Annotated in this window: 22 protein-coding genes and 1 pseudogene; 6 read left to right on the top strand and 17 right to left on the bottom strand. The window is 76.5% G+C overall.

Features of this window, described 5'->3' with window-relative positions; genetic code table 11:
* Nucleotides 1-19: 19 nt before the first annotated feature.
* Genes L3X23_RS30870 through L3X23_RS30845 form a run of 6 tightly spaced genes read right to left on the bottom strand, consistent with a single transcriptional unit; the run spans nt 20 to nt 5,196 of the window.
* Nucleotides 20-730, bottom strand: a complete 711-nt coding sequence (locus L3X23_RS30870; protein ID WP_237196693.1) for an HAD family hydrolase — start codon at nt 728-730, stop codon at nt 20-22.
* Nucleotides 723-1,175, bottom strand: a complete 453-nt coding sequence (gene tsaE / locus L3X23_RS30865; protein WP_237196692.1) for a tRNA (adenosine(37)-N6)-threonylcarbamoyltransferase complex ATPase subunit type 1 TsaE — start codon at nt 1,173-1,175, stop codon at nt 723-725. The genes L3X23_RS30870 and tsaE overlap by 8 nt, the downstream gene beginning before the upstream one ends.
* Nucleotides 1,172-2,284 carry an alpha/beta fold hydrolase gene (locus tag L3X23_RS30860; protein ID WP_237196690.1) on the bottom strand — a complete coding sequence of 371 codons (1,113 nt, stop codon included), beginning with the start codon at nt 2,282-2,284 and terminating at the stop codon, nt 1,172-1,174. Before L3X23_RS30860 ends, tsaE begins: the two co-directional genes overlap by 4 nt.
* Nucleotides 2,285-2,286: 2 nt before the next feature.
* On the bottom strand, nt 2,287-3,408 hold the full coding sequence (gene alr, locus L3X23_RS30855; protein ID WP_237196688.1) for an alanine racemase: 1,122 nt from the start codon (nt 3,406-3,408) through the stop codon (nt 2,287-2,289).
* 47 nt (nt 3,409-3,455) lie between these two features.
* Complete coding sequence (locus L3X23_RS30850) at nt 3,456-4,889, bottom strand: NAD(P)H-hydrate dehydratase (RefSeq protein ID WP_237196686.1); 1,434 nt, start codon at nt 4,887-4,889, stop codon at nt 3,456-3,458.
* 7 nt (nt 4,890-4,896) lie between these two features.
* Nucleotides 4,897-5,196 carry a DUF4333 domain-containing protein gene (locus tag L3X23_RS30845; RefSeq protein ID WP_237196683.1) on the bottom strand — a complete coding sequence of 100 codons (300 nt, stop codon included), beginning with the start codon at nt 5,194-5,196 and terminating at the stop codon, nt 4,897-4,899.
* A gap of 171 nt (nt 5,197-5,367) precedes the next feature.
* Between L3X23_RS30845 and L3X23_RS30840 the strand changes: the two genes are divergently transcribed.
* The 3 genes from L3X23_RS30840 to L3X23_RS30830 all read left to right on the top strand — a co-directional run bounded on the left by L3X23_RS30840 (nt 5,368) and on the right by L3X23_RS30830 (nt 6,884).
* Nucleotides 5,368-6,195, top strand: coding sequence for a dienelactone hydrolase family protein (locus L3X23_RS30840; RefSeq protein WP_237196681.1), 828 nt, complete (start codon nt 5,368-5,370; stop codon nt 6,193-6,195).
* 123 nt (nt 6,196-6,318) lie between these two features.
* Nucleotides 6,319-6,570 (top strand): hypothetical protein, encoded by a 252-nt coding sequence (locus L3X23_RS30835; protein WP_237196679.1) that lies wholly within the window; start codon nt 6,319-6,321, stop codon nt 6,568-6,570.
* Nucleotides 6,567-6,884, top strand: coding sequence for a hypothetical protein (locus tag L3X23_RS30830; protein ID WP_237196677.1), 318 nt, complete (start codon nt 6,567-6,569; stop codon nt 6,882-6,884). The genes L3X23_RS30835 and L3X23_RS30830 overlap by 4 nt, the downstream gene beginning before the upstream one ends.
* A gap of 92 nt (nt 6,885-6,976) precedes the next feature.
* Here L3X23_RS30830 and glmM read toward each other — a convergent pair whose 3' ends face one another.
* From glmM to eccCa, 7 genes are all read right to left on the bottom strand, one after another.
* A complete protein-coding gene (gene glmM, locus L3X23_RS30825) occupies nt 6,977-8,305 on the bottom strand; it encodes a phosphoglucosamine mutase (RefSeq protein ID WP_237196674.1) in 1,329 nt (442 codons plus the stop codon).
* 11 nt (nt 8,306-8,316) lie between these two features.
* Entirely contained in the window at nt 8,317-8,871 is a 555-nt protein-coding gene (rpsI, locus tag L3X23_RS30820; protein ID WP_237196672.1) for a 30S ribosomal protein S9, read from the bottom strand.
* 29 nt (nt 8,872-8,900) lie between these two features.
* A complete protein-coding gene (rplM, locus tag L3X23_RS30815; RefSeq protein ID WP_093077071.1) occupies nt 8,901-9,344 on the bottom strand; it encodes a 50S ribosomal protein L13 in 444 nt (147 codons plus the stop codon).
* Between the two features lie 251 nt (nt 9,345-9,595).
* Complete coding sequence (locus L3X23_RS30810) at nt 9,596-9,880, bottom strand: WXG100 family type VII secretion target (RefSeq protein ID WP_237196671.1); 285 nt, start codon at nt 9,878-9,880, stop codon at nt 9,596-9,598.
* 5 nt (nt 9,881-9,885) lie between these two features.
* A complete protein-coding gene (locus tag L3X23_RS30805) occupies nt 9,886-10,197 on the bottom strand; it encodes a WXG100 family type VII secretion target (RefSeq protein WP_237196668.1) in 312 nt (103 codons plus the stop codon).
* 73 nt (nt 10,198-10,270) lie between these two features.
* Complete coding sequence (locus L3X23_RS30800; protein WP_237196666.1) at nt 10,271-11,443, bottom strand: hypothetical protein; 1,173 nt, start codon at nt 11,441-11,443, stop codon at nt 10,271-10,273.
* Nucleotides 11,444-11,454: 11 nt separating this feature from the next.
* Entirely contained in the window at nt 11,455-15,096 is a 3,642-nt protein-coding gene (gene eccCa / locus L3X23_RS30795) for a type VII secretion protein EccCa (protein ID WP_237196664.1), read from the bottom strand.
* 95 nt (nt 15,097-15,191) lie between these two features.
* On the opposite strand from eccCa, the gene L3X23_RS30790 reads away from it, so the two are divergent.
* Together L3X23_RS30790 and mycP are read left to right on the top strand one after the other, a co-directional pair.
* On the top strand, nt 15,192-16,562 hold the full coding sequence (locus tag L3X23_RS30790) for an EsaB/YukD family protein (protein WP_237196662.1): 1,371 nt from the start codon (nt 15,192-15,194) through the stop codon (nt 16,560-16,562).
* Nucleotides 16,559-17,758, top strand: a complete 1,200-nt coding sequence (gene mycP / locus L3X23_RS30785; RefSeq protein WP_237196660.1) for a type VII secretion-associated serine protease mycosin — start codon at nt 16,559-16,561, stop codon at nt 17,756-17,758. Before L3X23_RS30790 ends, mycP begins: the two co-directional genes overlap by 4 nt.
* Nucleotides 17,759-17,762: 4 nt before the next feature.
* Here the strand turns inward: mycP and eccB are convergent, their stop codons facing one another.
* Both eccB and L3X23_RS30775 read right to left on the bottom strand, forming a co-directional pair.
* Nucleotides 17,763-19,043: a type VII secretion protein EccB gene (gene eccB, locus L3X23_RS30780; RefSeq protein WP_237196658.1), complete on the bottom strand. Its 1,281-nt coding sequence runs from the start codon at nt 19,041-19,043 to the stop codon at nt 17,763-17,765.
* A gap of 75 nt (nt 19,044-19,118) precedes the next feature.
* On the bottom strand, nt 19,119-19,559 hold the full coding sequence (locus L3X23_RS30775; protein WP_237196656.1) for a nucleoside deaminase: 441 nt from the start codon (nt 19,557-19,559) through the stop codon (nt 19,119-19,121).
* A gap of 25 nt (nt 19,560-19,584) precedes the next feature.
* Here L3X23_RS30775 and L3X23_RS30770 point away from each other — a divergent pair, with 25 nt between their 5' ends.
* Nucleotides 19,585-21,351 (top strand): hypothetical protein, encoded by a 1,767-nt coding sequence (locus tag L3X23_RS30770; RefSeq protein WP_237196654.1) that lies wholly within the window; start codon nt 19,585-19,587, stop codon nt 21,349-21,351.
* 8 nt (nt 21,352-21,359) lie between these two features.
* Here the strand turns inward: L3X23_RS30770 and truA are convergent, their stop codons facing one another.
* Nucleotides 21,360-22,184, bottom strand: coding sequence for a tRNA pseudouridine(38-40) synthase TruA (gene truA / locus L3X23_RS30765; protein ID WP_237196652.1), 825 nt, complete (start codon nt 22,182-22,184; stop codon nt 21,360-21,362).
* A 223-nt stretch (nt 22,185-22,407) separates the two neighbouring features.
* A pseudogene (rplQ, locus tag L3X23_RS30760) lies at nt 22,408-22,941 on the bottom strand (50S ribosomal protein L17); the annotation flags it as partial.
* Nucleotides 22,942-22,943 lie beyond the last annotated feature (2 nt).

Genomic DNA, 22,943 nt, shown 5'->3' with positions numbered 1-22,943 from the left:
GGCCGGGATGTCCGACTCGCTACCAGTGCTCGATCAGGTCCGGCAGCTCGGCGAGGCGCTGGATCACCCCGTCCGGGGACACGTCCACCGGGACCTGCTGGTCCACCGGGATGTCGCTGTGCGGCACCAGGACCGCGCGCATGCCGATGCCCTTCGCCCCGCTGATGTCGTCGTAGGGACGGTCGCCGACGTAGACGCACCGCGCGGGGTCGGTGGCGCCGACCGCCGCGAGGGCCGCCTCGAAGGCGGTGGGGTGCGGCTTGGTGAACTCGAGGTCGCTGCTCCAGGTGACGCCGTCGAAGTAGTGCAGCACCCCGTCCCGGCGCAGCCACTCCTCGTGCCACTCGCCCGGCCACATCGTCGAGGACAACACCCCGAGCTTGATCCCCCGCTCCTGCAGCGCGGCGAGCATGGGCGCGGCCTCGGGATCGGTGTGGGTGGCCTGCACCCAGAACTCCCGGTAGGCCTCCAGTGCCCGGCCGTGCAGCTCGGAGGAGGTGTCGACGGCGGCGTCCGCCAGCACCTCGCCGAGGTGGAAGGCCTTCGCCCCGTCCTTCACCGCGGCCCAGCGACCGGTGTCCGCCGCGGCGAGCGCGCTCGCGACCTCCCGGGCGAGCAGGGGGTCCTCGGCGTGCAGGATCGAGGTGTAGGTCTCCCAGCCGGCCCGGAAGTCCATGGTGATCCAGGGCGTGAGCGTGCCGCCCCAGTCGAAGACGACCGCCTCAACCACGGCTGACCCGGGCGACCCGCACGTCGTCCTCCCTGCGCTCGAGCTGCACGAGGACGTGGTGCTCGGCCAGCCGCTCCGCGACGCCCTCGCCCCATTCCACCACCACCACGGCCTCGGTGAGGTCGGTGTCGAGGTCCAGGTCGTCCAGCTCGGCGAACCCGCCCAGCCGGTAGGCGTCGACGTGCACCAGGGGCACTCCGGGCCCGCCCGGCAGCGGCGCGTGCTCCCGGGCGATCACGAAGGTCGGCGAGGTGATCGGTCCCGCGACCTGCAGACCCCGGGCCAGGCCCCGGACCAGTGCGGTCTTGCCCGCCCCGAGGGGCCCGGACAGCACCACCAGGTCCCCGGCGCCGAGCGTGCGCCCCAGCTCCTCGCCGAACGCCTCCGTGTCCGCCGTCTCCGGCAGCTCGACGGCCGTGTCCGGTCCGCCCTCCCCGGTGATCACGCGCGCCTCCGTCCCGTCTCCTGCGGCAGCCGGGCGGCGGACCGCCGGATGAGGTCCTCGATGGCCGCCTCGACCTCCTCGTGGCGCTCCAGCATCGGCATGTGCCCGACCCCCTCCAGCTCCAGGAACTCCGCCTTCGGCAGCTCGGCGGCGATCAGCTCGCCGTGGGAGACGGGGATGACCTGGTCCGCGGTCCCGTGCACGACGAGCAGCTCGCACGTCGCCAACGCGGGCAGCGCGGCCACCCGGTCGTGGGTGCCGACGGTGCCCACGAAGTCCATCAGGGCGTCGACGGCGTTGGCACTGATCATGGTGTCCACGAGGTCGACGAGGGCCTTGTCCACCTTCTGGTCGCCGAACGCGAACTTCCGCGTGATCGACCAGATGACGTCCCCGAGGGCCTTCCGCCCGGTCTCCACCAGCTTCGGCTGCAGCGCGGCCAGGGCCCCGAGTGCCCTGGTCGCGGGGTTGAACCGGGACAGCAGGCTGCCGGAGAGCCCCGCCGAGCCCAGCTCGCCCGCGCTGGTCGACACCAGGCCCACGCCGAGCACCCGCTCGGTGAACAGCTGTGGGCGCTGCTCGGCCAGCGCCATCAGGGTCATGCCGCCCATCGAGTGCCCGACGAGCACGAGCGGCCCCTCGGGCGCGAGGGCCCGGATGACCGCGTCCAGGTCCCGCCCGAGCTGCTCGATCGTGCAGCTGTCCTTCGGGGCGCGCTCGGAGCGGCCGAGGCTGCGCTGGTCGTAGAGCACGGTGCGGACCGCCGGATCGGTCATCCGCGGCAGGTCCCGGGCCTGGAAGTGCCAGGTGCGGCGGTCCAGGGCGAACCCGTGCACCAGCACGACCGTGAGCGCGGGGTCCCCGGTGCGGGGCGCGAGCTCCTCGCAGGCCAGCCGGATGCCGTCGTCCGCCATGACCGACGACGACGTCCGCGGCGGCTGCGCGCCCGGCTGCCCGCCCTCGGCGTCGAGCTCCCCCGCCAGGCGGCGCCGGTCCTTCGCGATCTCGTGCCGCTTGTGCGTGGCCACCCCGACGCCCACCGCGGCGCCTGCCGCCCCCGCGATGCCGCCCGCGACGCCGAGCGCCTGCCAGAGCTTGCGGCTGACCATGCTCATTCCTCCGAGTAGGTCCGCCGCACGCGGGTGCCGTGCACCCCGGTGGCGACCTCGTAGTGGATGGTGCCGAGCTCCGTCGCCCAGTCCTGTGCGGTCGGCCCCTCCGCGTGCGCGCCGAAGAGGACGGCGGTGTCCCCCTCGTGGACCTCGTCGTCTCCGCAGTCGACGACGACCTGGTCCATGCACACCCGCCCCACCACGGGGCGCACCCGCCCGGCGAGGCGCACCCGCATGCGGCCGCCCGCGTTCAGCAGGCGCGGCACCCCGTCCGCGTAGCCGGCGGGGACCAGCGCGAGCGTGGTCTCCCGCTCGGTGGTGTGCTCGTGCCCGTAGGACACCCCCTCGCCCGCGGGCACCCGCTTGACCAGTGCGACGCGGGCGCGGAACTCCATCGCGGGCCGCAGCGGCGACTCGGGCACCGGCCGGTCCAGCGGGTCCAGCCCGTACACCGCGATGCCGGGGCGGACGAGGTCGAGGTGCAGGTCGCGGCGGGTCATCGTGGCCGCGGAGTTGGCCAGGTGCCGGATCGGGGTGAAGCCGCGGGCACGGGCCAGCTCCCAGGCCTCGTTCAGCCGTGCGAGCGCCCGGTCGACCGAGGGGTGGTCCGGCTGGTCGGCGTAGGCGAGGTGCGACCAGACGGCGACGACCTCGACCTGGTCACCCGCCTTCTCCACGGCGTCCAGCAGGGCGGGCCAGTCCGCGGGCGGGCAGCCGTTCCGCGACAGCCCGGTGTCGATCTTCAGATGGAGCCTGACCCGCCGGTCCGTGGTGGCGAGGATCCGAGCGAGGTGCCGCTCGGAGGACACCGACAGGTCGATCCCGGCCTCGGCGGCGGGCCCGAAGTCCTCGTCGGCGAGATGGAGCCAGGACAGGATCGGCGCGGTGATCCCGGCGGCCCGCAGCTCCAGGGCCTCCTCGAGCGTGCACACGCCCAGCCAGGTCGCCCCGGCCGCCAGCGCGGCGCGCGAGACGGCCACGGCGCCGTGCCCGTAGCCGTCCGCCTTCACCACGACCATGGTCGCGGCACCCGACTCCGCGGCCGCTCCGGAGAGCAGCGCGACGTTGTGTCGGATGGCAGCGAGGTCGATGTGCGCCTCCAGGCGCGGGAGCGGGGCCACGTCCGCATTCTGACATCCGGTACCGACGGTCCACCCGCCTCGAGGCCCTACCGCCCGCGGACCTCGCTGATCGCCGCCGGGACGGTGTGCTGGATCACCGACGCGGGCGCCGGGACCGGCGCGCCCCCGGTGCGGTGCGCGGCGAGGGTCGCCGCCCGGGAGTGGACGAACGCCGCGCACCCCGCCGCCCACCAGGGTTCGAGGCCGGCGGCGAGCAGGGCGCCGATCAGCCCGGAGAGGACGTCGCCGGAGCCTGCCGTCGCCGCCCACGCGTCGTCCGAGGGGTGCACGAGCGCGCGCCCACCCGGGTCCGCGACGACCGTGGCACTGCCCTTGAGCAGCACCGTCACCCCCAGCTCGGCGGCGGCCCGGCGGGCGGCGGCGACGCGGTCCGGCCCCACCTCGCCCGCGATCCGGGCGAACTCCCCGGCGTGCGGGGTGAGCACGATCGGCCGCCCGGCGAGGCGTCGGCGCAGGTCCGCGTGCCGGGCGAGGAGGGTGATCGCGTCCGCGTCGATGCAGGTCGGGACGTCCCGGTCGAGGACGGCCTCGAGGAGGGCGCGTCCCGCGTCGTCGGTCCCGATGCCCGGGCCCACGGTCCAGGCCTGGGTGCGCCCGGCCCCGTCGATCGAGTCGGTGGCGACCACCTCGGGCCAGGACTGGCCGACCCGTTCCCGCGCCGAGCCCGCGAACCGGACCATCCCGCTGGTGGCGAGCACCGCGGCCCCGGTCGCGAGGACGGCCGCGCCCGGGTAGGTCGCGGAGCCTGCGGCGATCCCGACCACGCCCTGGGTGTACTTGTCGTCCGTGGGGCCGGGGATCGGCCAGCGCGCGCCGACGTCCGCGGCCTCGAGGACCCAGGCGTGCGGCTCACCCTCGCCGTGCACCCCGATGTCGATCACCGTGACCTCGCCGCACCGGGGGCGGGCGAGCACGTGCACCGGCTTGAGGCCGCCGAACGCGACCGTGCGGTGTGCGGTGACGGCGGGGCCGTCCGTGGCGCCGGTGTCCGCGTCCACGCCGCTGGGCAGGTCCACGGCGACGACGGGGGCGCGCGCCGCCTCGACCAGGCTCGCCGCGGGTTCCCGCAGGCCACCGCGACCGGAGATCCCCACGATCCCGTCGACGAGCACGTCCGCCGAGGTCACGGCCTCGCGGGCGGTCTCGGTGTCGGCGGACACCACGCGCCCGCGCGCCCGGCGCAGCGCGGCGAGCCCGCGCGGATGGGCACGCTCCGGGTTCGTCAGGACCGCGGTGACCGCGATCCCGGCCCGGCGCAGCTCCACGCCCGCCCAGAGCGCGTCGCCGCCGTTGTCCCCGGACCCGACGAGCAGGGTGACCCGCCTGCGCCCCGCGAGCACCCGCCGGACCTCCCGGGCCAGCCCGTACGCCGCACGACGCATGAGGCCGTCCGCCGGCATCTCGGCCAGGAGGACGGCCTCGGCGTCGCGGGTCTGCTGCGCGGTCCAGACGGGGAGCACCCCGCCATTAGACCTCGTTGATGTCGAACTTGACGTCCGAGCCGTCGACCGCGGTGACCGTGGCCACGACGTCGAAGTTGCGCACCGGGCTCTCCACGGTGCAGGTCAGCGTGGCGCCGACCTTCGCGTCCAGGTCGGACGGGCAGTCCACCTTCGTGGGGTCCGTCTGCAGCTGCTCCTTCACCATGGAGGTGATCTCGGACTGCACGTCCTCGCTCGAGACGCTCATGCTGCAGGCGGACAGCCCCAGGAGCAGGCCCCCGGCGGCGACCGTCGTGCCGATGATGCGGGCGATCCTGGCGTTCATGTCTGGTCCCTCGTGTCGGTCCTCGCCGGAGGTGTTTCCGGCCTGGTCAGAACGCTATTTCGCCGAGGGCTCCCGGACAGGAGTGGTGCCACCACACCCGGCGGGCGGGTCACCCACCCTTCCCGGGTACGGGTTCGGCGCCCGGCGGGCCGCGGCGGTAGGTTTCCAGTCGTGGCCAGGACCAGCACGTTCACCCGTCCGCCCGCCCTGCGGAACACGAAGGACGCGCTCGAGCAGCTCTCCCGGCCCGGGCCGAACGAGGTGCTGCGCGGGGACCTCGGACTGATCGGGACGCCGGGCGTGGTGTTCGCGCCCGCGTCGGGGCTCGGGCTGCCCGCAGTGGTGTTCGGGCACGACTGGATGCAGCCGACGTCGCGGTACGCCGAGCTGCTGCGCCATCTCGCCTCGTGGGGGATCGTCGCCGCCGCACCCGGGTCGCAGGGCAGCCCCCTCCCCTCGGTGTCGCGGTTGTCCGCGGACCTGCGCACCACGCTCGAGGTGTGCGTGGGGGTCCGGCTCGGCGACGGGGACATCAGCGTCGACTCGCGGCGGACCGCGCTGGCCGGGCACGGGATCGGGGCCTCGGCGGCGCTGCTCGCCGCGGCCGGGCACCCCAAGGTGGCGGCGGTCGTCGCGATCGCGGCCTCGCAGACCCGGCCCTCCCCGGTCGAGGCCGCCAAGGCGATCTCCGTGCCGGGGCTGCACATCGTGGCGGGGAACGACACCGTCGCCCCGGCCGCGGGCCACGCCGAGCAGATCGCGGAGGCCTACGCCGGGCCGCACTGGATCCGCACCCTGCCGAAGGCGGGCCACACGGACTTCCTCTCCGGGGTCCACTGGTCGGACCTGGTCCTCTCCGGCGGCCCGAACACCAAGGTGCGCCGGGTCACCCGCGCGCTGGTCACCGCGTTCCTGCTCAAGGAGCTCTGCGGCGAGGACCGCGTCGACGATCTGGTGGACGGCAAGGTGGGCGGCACGATCCTCACCGCCCACCCCTGACCGCCCCACCCGAACCCCGCGAGTCCCCGGTATCGGCGCGAGCCGCGCCCGTGCTCGTTCGCGATCGTGAACGAGCGCGGTCGTTCCCGCCCGCCGGCCGGACGGGCGCGGGATCATCGCCGCGTGACGTCCGACCTCCGCCTCGACCCCGCCGGTGTCGCGGCCGCCGCCGCCCGCGCCTCCCTGCTCGCCGACGACCTGGAGGTCCTCGCCCGCCGGGCCGCGGAGACCATCGGGGTGACCGATCTGCCCGATGCGCTCGCCGGCGCCCAGCGGATGCTGCACGACACCGCAGCGGTCCTGCGCCGGACGGCGGCAGGCGCGGCGGCGGCGGACACGCTGGCAGCGCAGGCGTTCGGCGATCTGCGGCGATGAGGGACTCGGGGGACGCCCTGGCCCGGGAGCTGGCGGCCGCGGCCGCCGAGGCCGCCCGGATCAGCAGGCTGATCAGCGACAGCTGGTGGGACGACCGCGGTCGCGAGCTGGCCGACAGTGTCGCGCGGGTCGGACACGATCTGGACGTCCAGGCCCGGCGCGCCGCCCGGGTCGCCGAGGAGATCGCCGCCGCGCTGACCTCGGCGCCGACGGCACTGCGGCTCCCGAGTCCGAGCGTCCGCCGCGAGAACGACGACCGCGGCGTCCGCCTCCCGCTGTTCGACGACGGCGACCCGGACCGCGCACCGTCCTGATCGTGTCCTGCGCTCCGGCCGCTCCCGGACATCACGTCCGCAGCGCCCGAGTGTCGGACTCGCGTGTCCGAACGCGGGGACTCGCGGGTGGGTCAGGCCTCGGCGACCACGGCGGCGAGGGCCGTGGCGATGCGGTCGGCGGTGTCCTGGGTCGGGGCCTCCACCATCACCCGCACCAGCTGCTCGGTGCCGGAGGGGCGGAGCAGGACGCGGCCGGTGGAGCCGAGCTCGGCCTCGGCGCGCGCGACCGCGGCGGCGACCGCGGGTGAGGCCGCGACCGCCTCCTTGTCCGCGACGGCCACGTTCTGCAACACCTGGGGCAGGACCGTCACGACGCTCGCGAGATCGGCCAGCGAGCGGCCGGTCGACGCCATGCGCGCCATCAGCCGCAGGGCCGTGAGCAGACCGTCGCCGGTCGTCGCGTGGCCCGGCAGGACGACGTGCCCGGACTGCTCCCCGCCCAGGCTGAAGCCGTGTTCGCGCAGGTCCTCCAGCACGTACCGGTCCCCGACGGCGGTGGTGCGCAGCGTGATCCCGGCCTCGGACATCGCGATCCGCAGGCCCAGGTTGCTCATCACCGTGGCGACGAGCGTGTCCTCGACGAGCTCGCCCGCCTCCCGCATCGCCAGCGCGAGCACCGCCATGATCTGGTCGCCGTCCACGATCCGGCCGGTGGCGTCGACGGCGAGGCAGCGGTCGGCGTCCCCGTCGTGGGCGATGCCCAGGTCCGCGCGCTCGCGCACCACGGCCTCGCACAGCGACTCCATGTGCGTGGACCCGACGCCGGCGTTGATGTTCAGCCCGTCCGGCGACGCGTGCAGCGCCACGACCGACGCCCCCGCCTTCGCGTAGGCGGCGGGCGCGGCCTCGGACGCGGCCCCGTGCGCACAGTCGACGACGACGCGCAGCCCCGCCAACGACGTCGGCGTGCTCGCGAGCAGGTGGGCCAGGTACCGGTCGAGGGCGTCCGGCAGGTCCCGCACCCGGCCGATGTCCGCGCCGGTCGGACGGGCCCCACCCGCCGCGAGGCCCTGCTCGATCTCGAGCTCGAGGGCGTCCGGCAGCTTGTGCCCGCCGGCGGCGAAGAGCTTGATGCCGTTGTCCGGCATGGCGTTGTGCGAGGCGGAGATCATCACGCCCAGGTCGGCGCCGAGGGTGCCGACGAGGTGGGCGACCGCGGGCGTGGGCAGCACACCCAGGCGCACCGCGTCGGCCCCGGCGGAGGCGAGGCCCGCGCACACCGCGGCCTCGAGCATCTCACCGCTGGCGCGGGGGTCCCGCCCGACCAGCACGGCCGGTCGGTCCTTCCCGGAGGCGAGCACGCGGGCGGCCGAGGCGGAAACGGCAACGGCGAGCTCCGGAGTGAGGAGCTCGCCGTTGGCCAGGCCTCGGACGCCGTCGGTTCCGAAGAGTCGACGCATCCGGGTCGTGATCAGCGCTTCGAGTACTGAGGCGCCTTGCGGGCCTTCTTGAGGCCGTACTTCTTGCGCTCGGTGGCGCGGGCGTCCCGGGTGAGGAAGCCGGCCTTCTTCAGCGGCGGGCGGTCCTCGGAGTCCAGCTCGACCAGCGCACGGGCGATGGCCAGGCGCAGCGCACCGGCCTGGCCGGAGGTGCCGCCGCCGTGCAGGTTGGCGAAGATGTCGAACCGCTCGGTCTTCTCGACCGTGACCAGCGGCTCCTTGATGAGCTGCTGGTGGAGCTTGTTCGGGAAGTAGGTCTCGAGCGACTTGCCGTTCAGCGTGAAGTTGCCGGAACCGGCGACCAGGCGGACCCGGACGACGGCCTCCTTGCGGCGACCCACGGTCTGGACCGGGCGGTCGAGCACGATCGGGGCCTCGACCGCGAACTCGTCCGCGACGGCGTCGGTCTCGTCGCCCGCCTCGAACGCGGCGGCGTCGCCGATGGTGTAGTCCAGGCTCTCGCCCGCGGCGGCCTCGTCGGAGACGTAGACCTCCTGCTCGGCAGCGCTGTCCTCGGGGGTGCTCACGCTCTGTCCCTCTTCGTTGCTCGGGTTGGTCACTGCGCGACCTGGGTGATCTCGAACGGCTGCGGCTTCTGCGCCTCGTGCGGGTGCGACGGGCCGGCGTAGACCTTGAGCTTCTTCGCCATCGCCCGGCCGAGCCGGTTGTGCGGCAGCATGCCCTTGATGGCCTTCTCGACCAGGCGGTCCGGGTGCGAGTCGATCATCTCGCCGACCGAGCGCTGCTTGAGCCCGCCCGGGAAGCCGGAGTGGCGGTAGACGAACTTGTCGTCCCGCTTCTTGCCCGAGACCGAGATCTTCTCCGCGTTGATGATCACGACGAAGTCGCCGGTGTCCATGTGCGGGGCGTAGGTGGGCTTGTGCTTGCCGCGCAGGAGCGTGGCAGCGTGGGTGGCCAGGCGACCGAGCACCACGTCGGTGGCGTCGATCACGTGCCAGGCACGGGTGATCTCGCCGGGCTTGGGGCTGTACGTGGGCACGGGTCTACCTCGTCGTTCTCGGGCTCGGAGCTGCCTGAAAAGTCAGTCTCTGTCTCTCGTGCGTCGGTGCGGACGCCGACCGATCACCGCGGGGGTGACGGCACGGGTCTCCACCCGTCGCACATCGAACAGTCAGGTTACCCGCCGCCTCCGAGCGAGGTCAAAAGACCCCCTCCTGGCGACGAACTCCCTGCTCGGACGAGGGTACGCGGCCCTCGTCCGAGCCGCGGAGCCGGGTCGGGCGCAGCGGCTCACCCCCACCGCTGCGCGTTGGCCTGCTCGACCTGGCGGTAGCCGTCGTTGGCCTGGCCCAGCGCGGTGCCGATCCGGGCGAGCACGGCGGCGAGGTCCGCCGCAGCGGTGTCCCACTGCCGCTGCCGGGCCGCGTAGTCGGTGGCCGCCCGGCCCTCCCAGGTCGCGACGAGCGGGGCGAGCTCGCGCTTGAGGTCGTCCAGCCGGGCGGCGATCGACGACGCCGTGCCGGCCACCGCCGTCTGCGCGGCCGCGAGCTCCGCGAACGTGACTCGGATCTCCACGGCGCTCAGCCCAGGGCCGCGCGGATCGCGGACAGCCCGGCGGAGCCGTCCTCCTCGGCGCGGGCGTAGCTCACCCCGGACCCGACGATCGCCTCACCGATCCCGCGGAGCGCCGCGGAGAGGGCTCGCGCGTCGGCGTCCCACCGGGCCATGAGGCCCTCGAACGCGAGCGCCGCCTCGCCGCGCCACGCCCCGGCCAGCGGGGCGAGCTGCCCGCGCAGCGCCGCGAGCTGCGCCTGGACCTGGTCGTCGGTCGCGAGGACCTGACGGCCCGCGCGCGCCATCTCCTCCGTGGTCGTGCCGAATCCGCCGGTCATGGCGGCTCCTCTCGTCGGGTGCGCGGAGCCTCGCGCGCCGGGCCGCCGCCCGGGCCGGAACGCGCGGAAGGCGTTAGCGATCGCGAACGAGGGACTCCCGAACGACGGCGCACGCCTGCGCCGCCGCGCGGCAGCCGACGGCGAGCTGGTCGGTCCGGTCGAACCGCACCCACCATTCGACGTCACCCTCCCGGTAGCGGGTCCACACCCCCTCGGCCCACAGCGCGAGGGCGGGCGGCGCCAGCGCCCGCAGCTCGGCCGCCGCCCGCGCGGGCTCGACGTCCGCGTCGTACCCCAACGGGGTCCGCTCGACGACGATCGCCGCCGTCGCGTCGGGCTGTCCGGCCGGGGTGAGCAGGACCCGCCGCAGCTCGGGAGCGCCGCCGGAGTGGACCCATCCCGGCGGGACGGCGAGGCGGTAGCCGTGCGCGACGAGTCCGTCGGCGGGCACCGGCAGCAGGGTCCCGAGGCCGAGCAGCGCGACGGCGGCGAGCAGCCCCGCGACGACGGCGAGGACCCGGGGCGTCCGGGAGCGGGGCGGGGGCGCGGGGAGGGCGACCCCCGCACCCGCGATGTCGGCAGGCGCCGGGCCCGGCTCCGGCAGCGGCGTCTCGAGCGGCGTCTCGAGCGGCGTCTCGAGCGGCGTCTCGAGCGGCGTCTCGAGCAGGGTCGACTCGAGCAGCGCCGTCTCCGGCCGTTCGGCCACCCGCACCGGACCGACGCCCGCCGCGTCGCAGAGCTCCGCGAGCAGCGGGGTCCGCGCCACGCCGCCGACCAGCAGCAGCGGCCGTCCCCGCGGGAGCCCAGCGACGACCGCGGCGAGGACCGGGGCGAGCGCCGCGGCGAGCTCCTCCCGCGTGACGCGCACCGGGCCCGCCGCGGTCTCGACGGTCGCCGCGGGACACAGCGACAGGGCCTCCCGAACCACGCGCGCCTCCGCCTCGGGGAGCGCCGCAAGCGCCGGAGACCCCCGACCGACCCGCTCCGCCACGAGCTCCTGCACCGCCCGGTCGAGGTCCCGGCCGCCCACCGGGATCGCCGCGACCACCCGGCCGTCGTGCCGCACGCGGGTCCCGGTGGCGCCGAGGTCCACGACCGTCCCCGGCGGCCCCGCCGCCGCGACCACGCGCGCGCCGGGTCGCAAGGCGGTCGCCGGCACGCCCGCGGGGAGGACGCCGAGCAGCTCCACCCGCCCGTCGCGGACCTCCCCGACCCGCCGCCCGTCGACGACCACCACCGTGCTCACCCGGCCTGCGCTCACGGCTCCCGCCACCCGAGCTGCACCGGCCGGGTGCCCGCCCGATCCACCCACACCCCGCGCCCCGGGGGTTGGGCGCTCGCGCGGACCGAGCCGACCAGCGGCCCCTCGTCCGGCGAGCCGTGCAACACGATCGCGGGCCCGCCCAGCTCCCGCAGCCGTCCGAGCACCGGGTCGAACAGGGCCCGGGAGGCACCCGCGACCCGGCGGGCCAGGACGACGTGCAGGCCGAGGTCCGCGCCGTCGGCGAGCAGCTCGGCCAAGGGCGCCAACGGGTTCGCCGCCGCGCCGGGCGGGACCGCGAGGTCGTGGTCGTCGACGAGGACCCACACCTCGGGCCCGCTCCACCAGTCCCGCGCCCGGAGCCGCTCGGCGGTGACCTCGGGGCCCGGCCTGCGCCGGGTCAACGAGGCGACCAGATCGCCGACGGCGGCCGCGATGGCCGTGGGCGTGACCGCGTGCTCCAGGACGTGATCGGCGGGCAGCGCACCGAGCAGGGCGCGGCGCGGGTCGATCGCGACGATCCGCGCGTCGGTCCGCGCGACCCGGTCCGCGACGAGGCGGAGCAGCCCGGTCTTGCCGCTGCCGGGGTCGCCGAGGCAGAGCAGGTGTCCGGCGCCGAGCGGGACGGGGTCCCCCGCCTCGTCGACGCCGATCGCGTCGGGCGGCAGGGCGTCCGCGGCGATCCGGGCCGGGAGGACCCGGACCGGCGGGAAGGCGGGACCGGGGGCGACCGGCGCGGTGCCGTGGGCGAGCACCATGGTGTCTCCGTCTGGGGCGAGCCCGTGGCCGGGCCGGGCGGGGACCGCGGCCGCCCGACGGCGGTCCACATCGGAGTCCCCCGGCTCGCCGAGCCGCAGCTCCAGCCGCAGCCCGAGCTGGTCGCGCACCGCGGGCCGCAGCTCACCCCAGCGGGACACCGACACCGCGAGGTGGACGCCGTAGGCCAGCCCGCGGTGGGCGATCGCGGCGATCCATCCCGCCGCCTCGTCGGCCGCGGCCCATCCCCCCGCCCAGTCCGCGGTGGACGCCGCGAGCCCGTCGACCACGAGCAGGACGTCGGTGGCGGGCTCGCCGAACGACTCGCCCGCCGCCCGCCGGGCCCGGAACTGCGCGACCGACCCGATCCCCTCGGCCCGGAACAGCCCCTCGCGCCGCGCGAGGACGCCCGCCACCTCCGCGAGGACCCGGCGCACCCGGTCGGGCTCCGCGCGCCCCGCGACCGTGCCGACGTGCGGGAGGTCCTCGAGCGCGGCGAGCGCTCCGCCGCCGAGGTCGAGGACGTGCACACCCAGCTCGGTCGGGTCGTGGGCGCGGGCGAACGCCCGGACGAGCGTCGCGAGCGCGGTGGACTTCCCCGACCGCGGCCCGCCCGCGACGGCGACGTGCCCCGCCGGCCCGGCCAGGTCGACGACGAGCGGGTCCCGCCGCTGCCGCGCGGGCCGGTCGACCAGACCGACCGCCACCCGCAGCCCGGACCCGACCGGGAGGTCGGCGAGCGCGGGTGAGACGTCGAGCGGCGGGAGCCAGACCCGGTGTGCCGCAGGGCCGCCGAGTGCCGTCACCGCCGCGACGGCGGTCGTCAGCACCGAGTCCTCGACCGCCTCCTCGCGCGGTGCGGGCGCGGCCACCGGGGCGGCGGTGAACCGGTGGATCCGCCGCGCGCCCGCCCGGACCCGCCGGGTCCCGCCCGAGACGAAGGCCCCGCGGAAGCGCACCAGCTGGTCGGTGCCCGCCGCGAGGATCGCCGAGCCGGGGGTGGGGGGCAGGGCGTGGGCGTCCGGCACGCCCAGCACCGCCCGGGACTCCGACGCCGAGAACGTCCGGAGCGCGATCCGGTACGACAGGTGGGACTCCAGCCCCCGCAACCGGCCCTCGTCGAGCCGCTGGGACGCCAACAGCAGGTGCAGCCCCAGCGAGCGGCCCAGCCGCCCGACGGTCACGAACAGGTCCACCAGCTCCGGGCGCCGGGCCACGAGCTCGGAGAACTCGTCGACCACGATCATCAGCACGGGCAGCGGGGCCAGGCCGGGGTCGGCGAGGCGGGCCGCCTCGTACTCGGCGATCCCGGCGAGGTTCCCGGCCGCCCGCAACAGCTCCTGGCGCCGGGTGATCTCGCCGCTGACCGCGTCCGCCATGCGGTCGACCAGGGTCAGCTCGTCGGCGAGGTTCGTGATGACCGCCGAGACGTGCGGCAGCCCGGTGAGCCCCAGGAAGGTCGCGCCGCCCTTGAAGTCGACGAGCACGAGGTTCAGCTCGTCCGGCCCGTGCGCGAGGACCAGGCCGACCACGAGCGCCCGCAGCAGCTCGCTCTTGCCGGAGCCGGTGGCACCCACGCAGAGCCCGTGCGGGCCGCTGCCGCCGAGCGCGGACTCCTTGAGGTCCAACAGGAGTGGGCGACCGGCGTCGTCGACGCCGAGGGGGACCCGCATCCGGTCCGCGGCCGAGCGCCGGGCCCGCAGCGCCGCCACACCCGCCGGTCCGGGGCCGGGCAGACCCAGCAGGTCGAGCAGGCCGTGGGCGGTGTTCCCCGGGCGCCGTTCGGCGCCCTCGGGCCGGTACCGCGCGAGCCGCCGGGCCGCCGCCAGCGCCTCGTCGGCGGTCAGCGCGTCGAGGGTCTCGACGGGCGCGGGGTCGGCGAGTCGCACCCGCACCACCGACGGGCCCTCGCGGCGCCCCGCCGCGACCCCGACCCGCAGCACCCCGACCCCGTCGGCCGCGGCCCACGCCCCGGGGCCCTCCGGCCCGTCGACCACGACCAGCAGCTGCCGGGGCTCCGGGTCGGCGGCCCACCACCGCCGGAGGACGTCCGGGTCGCCGGTCAGCATCCGGACCGGGCCCAGCGCATCCTGCTCGACCGCGTGGGCCGTGTGCGGCAACCACTTCACCCAGTCCCATGTGGAGTCGCCGAGCACCGCGACGCGGGCGTCGGCGGGCGAGTGCCACAGCGCGAACCCCACGACGAGGGCGCGGGCGACCGCCCGGGCCTGCTCCGGTGGCCCGTCCAGCCACACCGGGGCCCGCAGGTCGACGGCGACCGGCAGCCCGGGGACCACCGAGTGGTGCGCCAGCAGGCGCCGGACCGCCTGCGCCGCAACGGGTTCGACGCCGTCCACCGGCCCGGTGCGGGGCGCGACCAGCGGGGTGGCGAGGCGCTGCGGGCCGAGCCCGATCCGGACGTGGGCGAAGTCGTCGTCCTCCGGGTCCCGCTCCCAGAGCCTGCCCGCGGCGAGCACCTCCGGCCACGCGGTGACGGGGGGATGGACGTGCTCGACCGCGCGGCGCTGGGTCGCGGCGACCGCCCGCGCCCGCCTGCGCAGCCCGGCGAGGTAGCGGAGGTAGTCGCGGCGGTCCTCGTCGAGCGAGGCGGTCCGTTCGGCGCCGCGGGCGGTCCCGCCGCCCATCAGCATCCCGACCGACGACATCGCGAACATCCCGCCGAACACCCACGACGTGGGGTGCTGGACCCCCATCACCGCGACGATCCCGGCCGAGCCGAGGAGCATCGCGACCGGCAGCACGCGGGCGAGCACACCGGGCGGGACCGCGCGCTCCGGCTCCGGCGGCGGCTCCAGGTGCAGCTCCCCCGACGGCACGGGCGGCACGTCGCGCCGTCTCCTGCGCACCGCGATCGTGCCCATCTCGCCCCCAGTGTCGCCAAAACGCCCCGCGCGGGTGCCCGGTCCGCCGATACTGCGGCAGACCCCCGCTCCCGCGAGGCGTTTTGGAGGAACCGGTGGAGGGTTACCGGCGGGTGACGGTGCTCGGGCCGCGGTCCACGGTGGACGTCGCGCTGCCCGCGGACGTCGCCGTGGCGGAGCTGGCGCCGATGCTCGTCGAGCTGTTCGACGAGCCGCCGTCCGGCGCGCCCGCGCCCTGGCGGCTGGACGGTGTCGCGGGCGCACCGCTGCCGCCCTCGGCCACGCTCGCCCAGCTCGGCGTGCTCGACGGGGAGCTGCTCCGGATCGGCCCGGCCCGCCCGGCCCCCGCCCCGCCGCGCTTCGACGACCTGCCGGAGGCGGTGGCCGCCGCGGTCGCCGACCGGGCCGGGGGCGCGGACCCGACACCGGCCTTCGCCTGCCTGGCCGCGGCGCTGGTCCTGGCCCTCGGGCTGGCCGGCCTGCGGTCGGACCCGACGTGGTCGGTCGTCGGCGCCGTGCTCGGTCTGCTCACCTCCGCCGCGCTGCTGACGGCCGTGGCGCGCACGATCACCCGCGAGCCGGACGCCGGCCGCGCCGGGCCGGAGGGTGGGCACCCCGGACCGGGCGACGGACCGGACGCCGCCCGCCCCGAACCCGAGTCGCTGACCGGCGCGGCCGGACCCGCCGCGGGCCGCGCCGCGCGCACCGCCTGGGCACTGGCAGCGGTTCCGCTCGCCGCGGCGGCCGGATGGCTGGCACTCCCCGGCCCGGCCGGACCGCTGGGCGCCGCGGTGGCTGCCGCGCTCGCGGCGTTCGCGGCGCAGACCGTGCTCCGGGTCGTGGCGCCCGTGGTCCTCGCCGTCTTTCTCGTCCTGTCGACGACAGCACTGGGAGCCGCGTTCGCGCTGGTCAGCGGCGCCTCACCAGCGGGGGTCGGGACCGCGACGGCGTTGCTCGCGCTGCTCGCGGCCCCGCTGGCGCCGCGGTGGGCGCTCGGTCTGGCGGGCCTGAACCCGGCGGGCGGGTTGCCCGACGGCGCCGTCGCGCTCGCGCGCGGCCACCTCGCCGCGCTGATCCTCGCGGTCGCGACCCTCGTCGCGGGCGGCGCGGTGCTCGCCGCCACCGGTTCCGGCTGGTGGGGGCCCGCATTCGGGCTCGTCTGCTGCGTCGTGCTCGCCCTGCGGGCGCGCGGCTTCGCCGACGCCCTGCCCGCGCGGGCCCAGCAGGGCGCCGCGGTGCTCGCGGCCGCGGCCATCGCGGTGGTGGCGCCGGGCCCGCAGGGGCTCCGCCTCGCCGCGCTGGCGGCGGGACTCGGCGGGCTGCTCGTCGTCGCCACGGTGTCCCGGCCACCGCTGGGGCCGGTCGCCCGGCGGACGGTGGATCTCGCCGAGCTCGCGCTGACCGCCCTCGCCGTGCCCCTCGCCGTCCTCGCGCTGGACCTGTTCTCCCTGGTCCGCGGCTCATGATCGCCCTCCGGTCGCTGGCCGCGGTGCTGCTCGCGCTCGGACCTCTCGCACCCGGCCCCGCGCCCGGGCCCGGGCCCGCGGACGGGCTGCGGCAGGTCACCGAATGCGTGGCGCCGGGGAGCACCGGAGGGGGCGGCGGGCTCGCGTTGCGCGAGGTCCACGCCCTCGCCGACGGCGCCGGGGTGCGGGTCGCGGTGATCGACACCGGGGTCGCGCCGCATCCGCGGCTGGCCGCACTGACCGGCGGCGGCGACTACCTGACCGGCGGCGACGGCCTCACCGACTGCGACGGCCACGGCACCGCGGTCGCCGGGGTCCTGGCCGCCACCCCCAGCCCGGAGGACGACGTCGTCGGGGTCGCACCGGGGGTCGAGGTGCTGTCGATCCGCCAGGCCAGCCCGTCGTTCACGGTGCCCGTGGGAGACGGCGCCCGGGCGGCGGGGGACACGGGCACGCTCGCCGCGGCGCTCGGGCGGGCGGTGCGCCTCGGTGCCTCGGTGGTGACGGTCAGCGAGACCGTCTGCCTGGACGCGGCGCGCGCCGAGGCCGTCGGACGGCCGTTGGCGGCGGCGCTGCGGGCGGCGGCGGAGGCGGACGTCCTCGTGGTCGCCGCCGCGGGCAACGTCGGCTCCGGCGGCTGCACCGGCGCCCCCAGGGAGGTCCCGCTCCCCGCGGGCGTGGGGACCGCGGCGGGCGGGCCGCTCGCGGACGGCGTCCTCGTCGTCGGCGCCACCACGCCCGACGACGCTCCCGCGGCCTTCACCGTCCGCGGGCCGTGGGTCGATCTGGCCGCCCGCGGCACCGCGCTGCGCTCGCTCGCCGCGGGGGGCGGCCTGACCGCGCCGACCCTGCAGGGCACGAGCCTGGCGGTGCCGGTGGTCGCGGGGGCGGCCGCGCTCGTCCGGCAGCGCTTCCCGGGCCTGTCCGCCGCCGCGGTCGCCGACCGCCTCGTCGCGACGGCCCGCGTCCCGGCCGCCGACCCGGAGGCGGTCGGGGCCGGGGTCGTCGACCCGCTCGCGGCCCTGACCGCGCTGCCCCGGCCCGGTACCGCCGCCGATCCGGTGGCCCCCCGCCCCGCCGCGGCCCCGGCCGTCCCGCGGCCGCGGATCCCGACCTGGGTCCCGCTGCTCGCGGTGGCGGCGGTGTCCGCCCTGGTCGCGGCGCTGCCGTTGCTCGCCCGTCGCCTGCGCTCCTGAACGGTCAGCCTGCCCCGACGGCCTGGGCCAGGTCGACGGTGCCGCCCCGGGGCAGCAGGCGGAGCAGGCTCTCGGGCACCTCGGGGAGCGCAGGCGGCAGGCCGAGGGCGGCGGCCGTGGCCGCGTCCGCCACGCCGTAGGCGACGCCGGCGGCCGAGACCAGCCACACCGTTCCGCCGCCCGTCGGCGAGGTCGACCGGACGGCACCCGCGCCCGCCACCAGCACACCCTCGACCTGCGCGGCACCGGCCGCGATCGGCGGCTCCCCCGCGCTCAGCCCCCAGCGCCCCGACCAGGTCGCGCACACCGGTCCGGTCGGTTCCTCCCACGTCGGCGCGGCGCCGGGCCAGGCCGCGACGGGCAGGACGCTGCGCTGGGGCGCCTCGGCCACCACGGAGGGCGCCACCTCCCGCGGTCCGGCCCCGCCCCGCGCCCGGAGGACCTCGGCGACGGTCGCGGGCACCTCCTGCACCCCGCCGGGCAGCACCGCGTACAGGCGCACGCGGCCGTCGACGCCGGTGGTGCTCAGCACGTCCCCCGGCCGGCCCGGTACGGCGGCGGGGCCCGCTCCCCCGGCGACCTCGGGCAGGGCGAACGCGGGTCCCTCCGGGAGGGCGGACAGGACGGCCGCGGGGACCGTCACCGGCGACCGGGCGCCGAGCCCCAACGCGGTGCGCACGGACTCGTCCCCGACCGGGTGCCGCACGCCGTCCACCACGGCGACCATGTCGCCGCCCGGCGTCCGCGCCCAGAGCGCCCGCACCGGTTCGCCGCCGCCGGTCGCCGCGCCCGCCAGGACCACCACTCCGTCGGGGCCGTCGCACACGCCCCAGCCGCCCGGCATCGGGGCGGGCCGCACCCCGGTGGCTCCCGCCACCGCGGCGGGCGGGGTGCGCGCGGCGGTGGCGAGCACCTCGTCCGGCACCAGTCGCGGCTCCCCGGGCGGCTGTCCCGCCGCGGCCAGGACCAGGCGGGCCGCGACGGCGTCCACCACCGGGACGAGCCGGTCGGGGTCGCGCAGCACCGCGAACACCGCCCCCGACGGCGTCCCGACCACGATGGACTCCCGCGACCAGTCGGGCCGCGGCGCGAACGCGGCGTACACGGCCACCGCGACCAGGCCCAGCACCGCCAGCACGGCGCCGACCAGGGTGGCGCGTCGCTGGGACCGCAGCTGCTCGTGCAGCGGCACGGGGTCCGCGCGGACCAGCGCCGCCTCCAGCCGGCGCAGACCGTAGCGGTGGGCGTCGGCCTGGTCCCTGGTCGCGGGTGGGCGGGGAATCATGACAGCGCGGGTGGGCGGGGGATCACCACCGCCGGACGGTAGCCCGCAGGGACCGCTCCCCGGGGCGGAACGGAACTATTCGGCGACCCCGATGTCCTCGTTCCACAGCTCCGGCCGCGCGGCGATGAAGTCCTCCATCAGCCCGACGCAGCGCGGGTCGTCGAGCACGGTGACCGCCACGCCGTGCTCGGCGAGCCAGTCGTGCCCGCCGTGGAAGGTCCGCGCCTCGCCGATGACCACCGCGCCGATGCCGAACTGGCGGATCAGGCCGCTGCAGTACCAGCACGGCGAGAGGGTGGTGACCATCGTGGTGCGCCGGTAGTCCCGCTGGCGGCCCGCGTTCCGGAAGGCCGCCGTCTCCCCGTGGACCGACGGGTCGTCGTCCTGGACCCGACGGTTGTGGCCGCGGCCCAACACCTCGCCGTCCGGCCCCAGGAGCGCGGCCCCGATCGGGATCCCGCCCGACGCCAGCCCCGCCCGGGCCTCCTCCAACGCGATCTCCAGCCCATGGTTCATGGCACGAACGTAATACCCTGGCGGCGTGGAACCAGCGGACCTCGACCTCCTCCGCCGGTACGAACCGATTCTGCGCTACACCCACGGCGAGCTGTTCCTGCCGATCGCCGTGGACGACTACGTCGCCCGCTGCTCGCTCTGGGACGAGCGGGACAGCCCGGTCGTGCCCGCCGGGGAGCTCACCCTGGAGTCGCTGGCCGAGCAGGGGCGTCGGCGCCGCGAGCACCGGATGCACCTGCGGTTCGTGCAGAAGTCCCTGCGCGCCAAGGAGGTCCGCCGCTGGCGGCGCACGGACCGGCCGCGGGTCGGCGGGATCGGGCGGTTCGCCGCGGTGGGGGTGATCGCCCGGCTGATCGACGTCCTGCTGCGGCTGTCGCTGCTGGTGCGCGGCAAGGTCCCGAACGGCCTGGTCGCGGCGGCCCACCAGGGCAGCAAGGACCTGCACGGGGCGACCTACTACGGGCGGGTCGTGCGCAGCGCGGGCTACACCGTGCTGCAGTACTGGTACTTCTACGCCTTCAACGACTGGCGCTCGACCTTCCACGGGGTCAACGACCACGAGGCCGACTGGGAGAACGTCTGCGTCTACCTCGTCCCGGGCGAGAACGGCGGCGAGAACGAGCTCGTGCCCGCCTGGGTCGCGGGTTCCTCGCACGACCACACCGGGGACGACCTGCGCCGCCGCTGGGACGACCCGCTGCTGGACCGGTCCGGTGACCACCCGGTCCTCTACCCCGGCGCGGGCTCGCACTCGCACGCGTTCGTCGCCGGGGACTACGTCGTCAGCGTCGGGCTGCCCGCGCTGCGTGCGGTCCTGCGCACGATCCAGCGGATGCGCCGCTGGCTGATGCCGTTCGCGCCCGAGCCGGGCACCGGCAGCTTCGACATCCCGTTCATCGACTACGCCCGGGGCGACGGCGTCGCGCTCACCGCGTGGACCCGGGTCCCGGTGGACGACGGCACCCCCTGGATCCGGGACTACCGGGGCCTGTGGGGCCTGGACACGAAGGACTCCTTCGGCGGCGAGCGGGCGCCCGCGGGACCCCGCTACGAGCGCGACGGGTCGGTCCGCCGCTCCTGGGCGGACCCGCTCGGCTGGGCGGGCCTGGACAAGGTGCCCGCCACCGCGGACGAGGAGGTCGCCGCGCTCGAGGAGCGGATGAAGCTCCTGCAGGTCCGGGTGGACGAGCTGGAGACCGAGATCGCGGGCGAGCGGCTCGCGGTCCGCGGGCTGTACGCCGAGATCCGTTCGCTCACCGCCCACACCGACGCCGCCCCCGGCCGTCCCGCGCACCTCGAGGAGCTGCGCGCCCGCGAGACGGCCCTGGCGGGGCTCGTCGCCGAGCGGGTGCGGCTCACCGAGGAGATCGACGTCCAGTCCGACCGGCTCGCCCGCCCCCGTCCGCCGGGCCCGCCGGACGCCCATCTGAATCGCCCGCACCTGCCCTACGTGGTGCCCGCGGACCTCCGGTCGCGCTTCCTGCGGGTCTGGGCCGCGCTGTCCATCCCGGTGCTCATCGGTGGGCTCGGCGCGTTGCTCTACTGGCCGCACCTGTCCACGCTGCTGTGGTTCGCGGTGGGGCTCGTCGCGTTCGCGATCGTCGAGTCGGTGGCGCGGCGGCGCTCCGTCGAGTTCGCCGCCAGCCTGGCGGGGCTCGCGATCACCGCGTTGGTGGTGACGGGCCTGGTGATCGCCCTGCTGAGCGGCTGGAAGATCGTGCTGGCGGGCTCACTGGCCCTGGCCGCGCTGCTCCTGCTGGTGGTCAACGTCCGCGAGCTCCGCGGCCGCTGACGCGCCGTTCACCGGGTGCGGACGTTGCGGGTGATCTCGGTGCGCGCCGCGAGCTCGGCGTCGGCGGGGTAGTCCACCCCCACCAGCGTCAGGCCGTGGGCGGGGGCGACCGGGATGCCGGACTCGCGCTCCCGGCGGGCCAGCAGCGAGGCCGGCCAGTCGACCGGCTTGCGGCCCCGGCCCACCTCCAGCATCGCGCCCACGAGGCTGCGGACCATGCTGTGGCAGAAGGCGTCCGCCGAGACGTGCGCGGTCAGCACGCCGTCCCCCGCGGACCAGGTGAAGCGCTCCAGCCCCCGGACCGTGGTGGCGCCCTCGCGGTGCTTGCAGTAGGCCGCGAAGTCGTGTTCGCCCACCAGCAGGGCCGAGGCGGCGTTCACCGCCTCCCGACTCACCGGGTACGGCCAGGACACGGTGTCGCGGGCGCGCAGCGGATCCGCACCCCACGGGGTCACGGCGACGCGGTACGCGTAGTGGCGGCGCAGGGCCGCGAACCGGGCGTCGAACGCGGGGGGCACGGGCGTCACGGCGCGCACCCGGACGTCCGGCGGGAGGATCCGGGCCAGCCGACGCACCAGCCAGACCGGGTCGAGGGAGTCGTCGAGGTCCGCGTGCACGACCTGGCCCGACGCGTGCACCCCGGCGTCCGTCCGGCCGGCGACGGTCAGCGAGACCTCGGCGCGCAGGACCCGGGACAGCGCGTCCGTCAGCACGCCCTGCACGGTCCGCAGACCGGGCTGGACCGCCCAGCCGGAGAAGTCCGTGCCGTCGTAGGAGACGTCCAGGCGAAAGCGAGCGAGCCCGCCGTCCGGGAGGACGGCGGGCTCGTTCACAGGGGAGGACTCACTCAGAGTCGGTCTCCTGCTGGGACTTCGGCAGCGAGAAACCGGCGGCCTCGGCGGCCTCCGGGGTGGCGAACCAGACCTCGGCCACGGTGCGGTCGTAGTGCGACGAACCGGGGACGTGGTACAGCATCGAGTCCGCGTTGCCCTTGATCTCGAAGCCCTCGGGGGCCTCGGCCGGGTCCTCCAGCGGGGCGTGGCTGCCCTCGCCGTAGGGCGCCTCGTTGGTCGACGCCGACTCCTCGACCTCCGCGACCTGCAGTGCCTCGGCGGCCTCGGTCGAGTCCGTCTGAGCGGCCTCGATCTTCTCCTCGGTCACCTCGGGCTCGGCGGTGGTGGCCGCCTGCGAGGCCGCGGCCCGGCGAGCACGGTTGGCCTCGTCGGTGACGGTCTTCTGCTGGATCAGCTCGATCACGGCCATGGGGGCGTTGTCGCCCTTGCGCGGCATGGTCTTGGTGATCCGGGTGTAGCCGCCGTTGCGGTCCGCGTAGAACGGGCCGATCTCCTCGACGAGCCGGTGCACGACCGACTTGTCGCGGATGACCTTGAGGATCTCGCGACGGTTGTGCAGGTCACCGCGCTTGGCCTTGGTGATCAGCCGCTCCGCGTAGGGGCGCAGCCGACGGGCCTTGGCCTCGGTGGTGGTGATCCGACCGTGCTGGAACAGCGCAGTGGCCAGGTTGGCCAGGATCAGCCGCTGGTGGGCGGGTGACCCGCCGAGGCGGGGACCCTTGGTGGGCTGAGGCATGG

Source organism: Pseudonocardia sp. WMMC193, assembly GCF_021728735.1.
Taxonomy (GTDB): domain Bacteria; phylum Actinomycetota; class Actinomycetes; order Mycobacteriales; family Pseudonocardiaceae; genus Pseudonocardia; species Pseudonocardia oroxyli.
This window is presented reverse-complemented; position numbering and strand designations above follow the sequence as displayed.